This is a genomic window from Microbacterium panaciterrae (genome assembly GCF_039541635.1).
GTDB lineage: Bacteria > Actinomycetota > Actinomycetes > Actinomycetales > Microbacteriaceae > Microbacterium > Microbacterium panaciterrae.
Map to the genome: position 1 here is coordinate 1 of NZ_BAABGP010000002.1, position 6,500 is coordinate 6,500.

At 61.6% G+C, this 6,500-nt stretch carries 6 protein-coding genes; 5 read left to right on the forward strand and 1 reads right to left on the reverse strand.

All coding sequences use genetic code 11. The features are described from left to right. The first annotated feature begins 247 nt into the window (after positions 1–247). A complete protein-coding gene (locus ABD882_RS00010; RefSeq protein ID WP_345183058.1) occupies positions 248–433 on the forward strand; it encodes a hypothetical protein in 186 nt (61 codons plus the stop codon). A 7-nt stretch (positions 434–440) separates the two neighbouring features. Here the strand turns inward: ABD882_RS00010 and ABD882_RS00015 are convergent, their stop codons facing one another. Then, positions 441–1,109 carry a hypothetical protein gene (locus tag ABD882_RS00015; protein ID WP_345183060.1) on the reverse strand — a complete coding sequence of 223 codons (669 nt, stop codon included), beginning with the start codon at positions 1,107–1,109 and terminating at the stop codon, positions 441–443. Between the two features lie 1,026 nt (positions 1,110–2,135). On the opposite strand from ABD882_RS00015, the gene ABD882_RS00020 reads away from it, so the two are divergent. From ABD882_RS00020 to ABD882_RS00035, 4 genes are read left to right on the forward strand one after another with little or no spacing between them, the layout of a single operon-like run. Next, positions 2,136–2,963, forward strand: a complete 828-nt coding sequence (locus tag ABD882_RS00020) for a basic amino acid ABC transporter substrate-binding protein (RefSeq protein WP_345183062.1) — start codon at positions 2,136–2,138, stop codon at positions 2,961–2,963. A gap of 20 nt (positions 2,964–2,983) precedes the next feature. Then, positions 2,984–3,775 carry an amino acid ABC transporter permease gene (locus ABD882_RS00025; RefSeq protein ID WP_345183064.1) on the forward strand — a complete coding sequence of 264 codons (792 nt, stop codon included), beginning with the start codon at positions 2,984–2,986 and terminating at the stop codon, positions 3,773–3,775. Continuing rightward, entirely contained in the window at positions 3,772–4,527 is a 756-nt protein-coding gene (locus ABD882_RS00030; protein WP_045250173.1) for an amino acid ABC transporter ATP-binding protein, read from the forward strand. Before ABD882_RS00025 ends, ABD882_RS00030 begins: the two co-directional genes overlap by 4 nt. Positions 4,528–4,575: 48 nt before the next feature. Continuing rightward, complete coding sequence (locus ABD882_RS00035; protein WP_345183069.1) at positions 4,576–5,328, forward strand: histidine racemase CntK family protein; 753 nt, start codon at positions 4,576–4,578, stop codon at positions 5,326–5,328. The last annotated feature ends 1,172 nt before the right edge of the window (positions 5,329–6,500 follow it).

The window sequence follows — 6,500 nt, forward strand, 5'->3', positions numbered from 1 at the left end:
GCCCATTCTCCCGCGCAACTCGCGGCGGCTGGCCACCCCGCACCTTCTTGATCAACACGCCCTAGTGGTGTGGGGTGCGTGTTCGTGAGCGGCATATTCGCTATGACCGAGATGGCGTCGCTGCTGCTCGGCGCCTCAGGGATGGCCCTACTCGGCGTCGGCGCTCATCCTTGACCCAGGAAGGGCCTTGTGGGCAATGGGGACGGCAAGGCCCTTCCTGAGTCAGGGTTCAGCTAGTGTGCGCTGTGTGGAAACAGTGTGGATCGTCTACCACGACAGTGGACCCGACAACAACATCCTCGGCGTCTTCGGGAACGAGGAGGAGGCGCACGAGTACCAGGAGCTCATGGCTCCGCAGTTCGAGAAGGGTGTGCTGATGACGCCGTTTCCCGTGCCTTGGCGGCAAGGTACAACTGAAGTACAGATCGGTTAGGACTTAGTCATCCGCAGCTGAAACGGAACGGCCCGGTCGAGTCCCTTCCGACGCCAGTCTGACCGCGGCTGTTCGTACCCCAGCTGGTCGTAACCACCTTGTAGAGATTGCTTCCCTTGTTCTTGCAGATGTATTGCACAGACTTCTGCTGCATGTTCCCCGTGCCGTAACTGTTGAATGGTCCGGCCACTCTCGACCAGATCCATCCGTTGTTCTTCCACACTTCGCTTGCCATGCCCGTCTTCTTGACGTCAGCCGTGCAGTTCGTCAGTTGCGGCTTGGAACCGATCGTGCCGTAGGTGTAGCCGCTGCCCGACGAACGCGACCACATGACTCCGGGCACCAAGTAGCAGCGAGAACCGCTTACCTGAACGGGAACGGTCCCGGACGCTCCGTTGTCAGGGGCCGGTGGCGCATCCGGGAAGACCAATGCGATTTCACCCCCAGAACTGGGAATCGCGTCCATCTGTGCCGAGGTAATGAAATCTCCCATGGGCGAATAAAGCCCATTGCTCGGAACCGCATTGGGCGCAGTGTCCTCATAGTCGGGCGCCGGAGCGGCATCGGGGGCGGGATCAGGAAGAGGATCCGACGCATACGCCCCGGAAGCCCCACCGAGCATCCCGACTGTTACTAGAGCAACCCCGGCAAGGCTCGCCAGCACACGCTTCCTCATAGAGTTCAACTCCCTTTCTACCGGCCTCGTTGCCGGACATAGCAGAAGCATAGGGGAAGTCGCAAAATGCGCGAAAGTCTCGCACTACCCGCGAATCATCCGCGAGCGAAACTCAGAAACGCCTGGTCAGGAGCAATTCGGAATATCAGGCCGACGGCCACACCACCACCCACGGCGCCCTCCACGCGCGCGACATGACCCTGCAGCTCCGGACCGTACCAGGGGAGTCGTAACAGGTGTCGTATTCGCATCTAGTGAGAGCAGGCCATCTTCAACCTGACATAATATTCGATATCGGTGGTTCCGCTATCGAACCAGACTCGGAGTTTTATACAACTGGGATGAGGGACGGGCGGCCGAGAATCGCGATCGCGCGCCGGCGTCGGCGTCCGGATGGCGAGCCCTGTGGGCACTAACAAGCGATACCCGTACTTGGCCGCGCAGCGGGCCGAGGAGAACGAGCTGTGCAAGGCCCGCAAGGCGGCCCCGCTGCAGTCGCTCAGCGACGTCCAGATTCGTTCTCACGCGGTGCCGATCTCGCCAAACGCACGGCGTTACACCTGGCGCGCAGCGCGCCGAGGAGAAGTGTCCTTCAGGCGACTTGCGCGTGACCTCCGGGATCTCGATCGGATCGTCGTAGCCACCTGAGTCGAACTGCCATGAAGCTCGCGTGATGCAGGTTGGCCGCGTGTAAGTCGGGATGTCGACCGGGACGTTACCCATCGGGCAGACGAGCGACCCGCTCGCGCAGCGTCGCTGGACCCGTGAATGCGGCCCGTGATCGTTGGCCTCGGAGCCGCACGGCGCGCCTGCAGTCCTCGGCCTTGAACAGTCGTGTCTTGTATTCCAGACTTTCTGCATGTCTCAGATGCCTCCGAGATCCGCGGAATTCCGGGGGTCTCGGAGGTGTATGCGGATGTGACTGTTGTGCCGCGGCAGAGAAACCCATTCCAACACTCATTTCCAGGTTCAGGATTGGAGCAAACCCGCACTAGGACGCCCGCGTCCTCGACATTGGAGTCGAACATGGAACGTCGCTCGAAAATTGCTTACGGACTCGCCCTCGCGGCGGCCGCCACCCTCGCCCTCGCCGGCTGCTCCGGAGGCGGTGCCACGCCCACCGAGAGCGGATCCGCCGCTGCCGGTGGCACGGACTACGGACTCATCACGGGGGGCACCATTACCGCCTGCTCGGATGTCCCCTACCCGCCCTTTGACGTTTTGGACTCGAATAGTCCGATCGGCTACTCGGGCTTCGACGTCGATCTGTTGACAGCCATTGCGAAGAAGCTCGATCTGAAAGTCGCAATCCAGGTCACGAACTTCGACACGCTGCAGTCTGGCGCCGCCCTGCTGGCGGGTCAGTGCGACATGGCCGCGTCAGCGATGACGATCACGGAGGACCGTAAGAAGAACATCGACTTCTCCGACGGCTACTACGACTCGCTGCAGTCGCTGCTCGTCAAGACCGACTCCGGCATCAAGGACATCAACGGCCTGAGCGGCAAGAACGTCGGCGTGCAGCAGGGCACGACCGGTGAGAACTACGCGAAGGAGCACGCCAAGGGCGCGAACCTCGTGCAGTTCTCCGACGACGGCGTGCTGTGGCCCGCCCTGCAGGGCGGTCAGATCGACGCGATCCTGCAGGATCAGCCGGTCAACTTCGAACATGAGAAGGCTGACAAGAACTACAAGATCGTCGAGACCTACAAGACGGACGAGCAGTACGGCTTCGCGTTCGCCAAGGGGCAGAAGGAGTCCCTGCGCAAGGCGGTCAACGAGCAGCTCAAGGCGCTCAAGGACAACGGCGAGTACAAGAAGATCTACGACAAGTACTTCAGCACCTCGAAGTGACCGGGGTCTGACTCACGCCGATGGCTCTGAAGAAGCGGACCCGCACGCGGGTCTATCACTACACCGTCTATGCGGTGATCGTCGCGCTCGTCGTGTGGGCACTGCTCGCCACCGACTGGCCGACGGTCGCCAAGCAGTTCGCGAATCCTGAGGTCGCGCTGAAGATGCTCCCGGGCATCATCACCGTCGGCCTCAAGAACACGCTGCTGTTCACGATCGAGTCCTTCGCCGGGGGCCTCGTCCTGGCGATCGTCCTGGCGCTGATGAAGCTCAGCAGCATCCCGCCGTTCCGCTGGGCGGCGACCGTGTGGATCGAGTTCTTCCGCGGCATCCCCGCGCTGATGACGATCTTCGCGTTCGCGCTCATGCTGCCGATCGCGCTGCACGTCAAGATCCCGGGCGGCCCGGTGGGGGCGGCGACGCTCGGACTCATCGTGGTGAGCTCGGCCTACATGGCCGAGACGATCCGCGCGGGGATCCAGGCGGTGCCGAAGGGGCAGACGGAGGCGTCGCGGTCGCTCGGCATGTCGCCGACGCGGACCATGGTGTTCATCGTGCTGCCGCAGGGCTTCCGCATCATCATCCCGCCGCTGACGAACGAGTTCGTGCTGCTGCTGAAGGACACCTCGCTGTTCTTCATCGCGGGGGCGACTCCGCTCACCTATGAGCTGACGACCTACGCGCGCAACGGCCTGTCCACCTATGCGAACGCGACGCCGATGGTCATGGCGGCGCTGCTGTACCTGATCGTGACGATCCCGCTGACGCGGCTGACGGCGTGGCTCGAGCGACGGATGGCGAGGGAACGATGACCACCGACCTGATCAATCTGAGCGCGCCCGCGATCGACATCCAAGGGCTCGTCAAGCACTACGGCGACAACGAGGTGCTCAAGGGCATCGACCTGACGGTCAACGCCGGCGAGGTCGTGTGCGTGATCGGCCCCTCCGGATCCGGCAAGTCGACGCTGCTGCGGTCGGTGAACATGCTCGAGGAGCCGACCGGCGGGAAGATCGTGATCGAGGGGATCGACATCACCGATCCCGACATCGACATCGATCGGGTGCGCGCGCGCATCGGCATGGTGTTCCAGAGCTTCAACCTGTTCCCGCACATGAGCGTGCTCGGCAATCTCACGATCGCCCAGCGCCAGGTGAAGAAGCGCGGCAAGGCCGAGGCGGAGAAGGTCGCCAAGGAGATGCTGGAGCGGGTGGGCATGGGCCACAAGGCCGACGCGTACCCGAGCCACCTCTCCGGCGGTCAGCAGCAGCGCGTGGCCATCGCCCGCTCGCTGTGCATGAACCCCGACATGATGCTCTTCGACGAGCCCACCTCGGCGCTCGACCCCGAGCTCGTGGGCGAGGTGCTCCAGGTGATGCGCACCCTCGCCGACGAGGGCATGACGATGATGGTCGTCACGCACGAGATGGGCTTCGCGCGGGAGGTCGGCTCGCGCCTGATCTTCATGGACGGCGGGCACATCCTCGAGGAGGGCGACCCCCGCGAGGTCCTGGCGAACCCGCAGCACCAGCGCACGAAGGACTTCCTGGCCCGCGTGCTGTGAGTTGATCACCGGACGACGCAATAACGCAAGAAGAACAGGGCTCCCTAGATGGAAACTGAACGAGATTTCGTGATCATGGCCGCAGGAGGAAACGGCACCGCAATCCGTGTTATCCCCGATGCCCTATCTCGGCAAGAGTACGAAGCTGAGGGCAAACGCCTACAACAATACTATGCCAGCGCTGAACAGTCTGGGTTCTTCGTCGCGTCAAAGAATCATTTCGAGATGGCTGGTGGTGAATTTTGTGGAAATGCTACGCGTGCCGCCGCGATTGTGGCCGCGAGCTTCAGCAAATCCGCATCCGTAAATTTCACCGTCTCGGGATATGACGGAGTTGTCGAAGCGCAGGTCCAGAGAATCAAAGCCAAAGAATACTTTGTGACGTGCTGGTTTCCCAAGATGCGGTCAACGAATCAATTGAGAGAAACCTCTGACGGCATATTTGTCTGGGTCGTTGACCTCGGCGGCATCGTCCATGCTCTGGTTTCTGAACCATTTCATAACGACGTTGACTGGTATCGCAGCCGGCACGAAAGGATTCGGAGCGAACTGCATCTCGGTGATCGTGAAGCGGTCGGAGTGATCTGGTATCGAAGAATTAACGGTGGAGTGAAAATTAACCCGGTCATCTGGGTAAAAGCGATAGATTCATTGATCTATGAGGAGGCGTGTGGTTCAGGATCCATCGCTACTTCAATTGTGACGGGGAACGAAGAAATTCGTCAGCCGACGGGTGAACTGATTCGTGTTCAAGCTTCAGCGGATGGGATCAGGATTGCAAGCCAAATGAGGTTGGTGTGAAGCGCCGCAGAAATATGCCTATATTTGGAACCGGGTTGGGTAAGGCCAGTATCCGAGATCGATCGAGAACGAGGGGAAAGTCGAATCACCTCTGACGGTACTTAAAAGCAAGCCAGGGCAAGCTGGGGGTTGTTCTTGGCTGAGCCGGCCGTCTGGCCGGGGCTGTATCCGGTTCCTGCTGGGAAGGTGCCGGATACAGTCGTTTCTGCGCCATCGACCTCTTCTTCTGGATCGAGGATGGACCCCGGTTTCTTGCTCGTCGGCCTACGTGATATCGACCCCAGATCAATCGTCGCAGCGATTGTCGGGCTAGATCCCGATGCGGGCCCTGCGGGCAGGCGCAAATTGACAGAGCTCGACGACACGGGGCGAGTCCGCATCGTGAACTATCGAGTGCTGCACGAGACGCCGCTATGAGCAAGTGCTTGTCACCGTTTTGATAGTCGGGCATCGGTGGAGGGGTACGAATGATGGACATGTCTGAAGGCTGCGATGTGGTCTACCGATGGGCTCTGCCGCCCGATCGGCCCACCGTTCTCGGGTGGGAGATGTCAGGGCGCACCGTGATGCTGGCGCCCCTGGCGCTTCGGGTAGAACATTGTCCCGGGAGTGATCCCCTTGGAGTGCTGCACGTCTTCATCGATGGGATGCGAGTTCGTGGGGACGGGATACTCGGAACCGCGAAAGGGCTCGAGTTTAGTGACGAGCCCGAGGGGTGGAACGGTGTGCAGCACACGGACGAGCTTCCCGAATGGGCGGCCCCGTACGTGGAGACCGTTCGCGCCTGGGAAGCTCCGCCTGGAACGCGTGGGCCACGCGCGCCGGCGACGCGATCGTCAAGTTCGGTGACCCCACAGTCGCCGTATCGCCGGGTGCTGATCCGAGCGTCGGTGGATTCTCACTGCTGCGCGCCGACTCGTACGAATCGCTCACAAACCTCCTCGAAGGGCACCCCCACACGGCGACGGGTGGAACCATCGACGTCTACGAACGCCAGCCCGTCGCCGGCGCATAACCAACCGAGGGCCCCTGAGCGCGATCCATCACGCTCAGGGCCCATCTCGTCGAGCCAGGCATCACCCCCCTGAGCATTACGACCCGGGGTTGACTAGGGCGTGTTGATCAAGAGGTTCCGCTCCTCGGTGGGTGAGTCTTGAACGGTGACGCGACAG

Bases quoted from the DNA above. Each gene is read 5' to 3' on its own strand.
- ABD882_RS00020 (WP_345183062.1), top strand. From the start codon at position 2,136: ATGGAACGTCGCTCGAAAATTGCTTACGGACTCGCCCTCGCGGCGGCC.
- ABD882_RS00030 (WP_045250173.1), top strand. From the start codon at position 3,772: ATGACCACCGACCTGATCAATCTGAGCGCGCCCGCGATCGACATCCAA.
- ABD882_RS00015 (WP_345183060.1), bottom strand. From the start codon at position 1,109: ATGAGGAAGCGTGTGCTGGCGAGCCTTGCCGGGGTTGCTCTAGTAACA.
- ABD882_RS00035 (WP_345183069.1), top strand. From the start codon at position 4,576: ATGGAAACTGAACGAGATTTCGTGATCATGGCCGCAGGAGGAAACGGC.
- ABD882_RS00025 (WP_345183064.1), top strand. From the start codon at position 2,984: ATGGCTCTGAAGAAGCGGACCCGCACGCGGGTCTATCACTACACCGTC.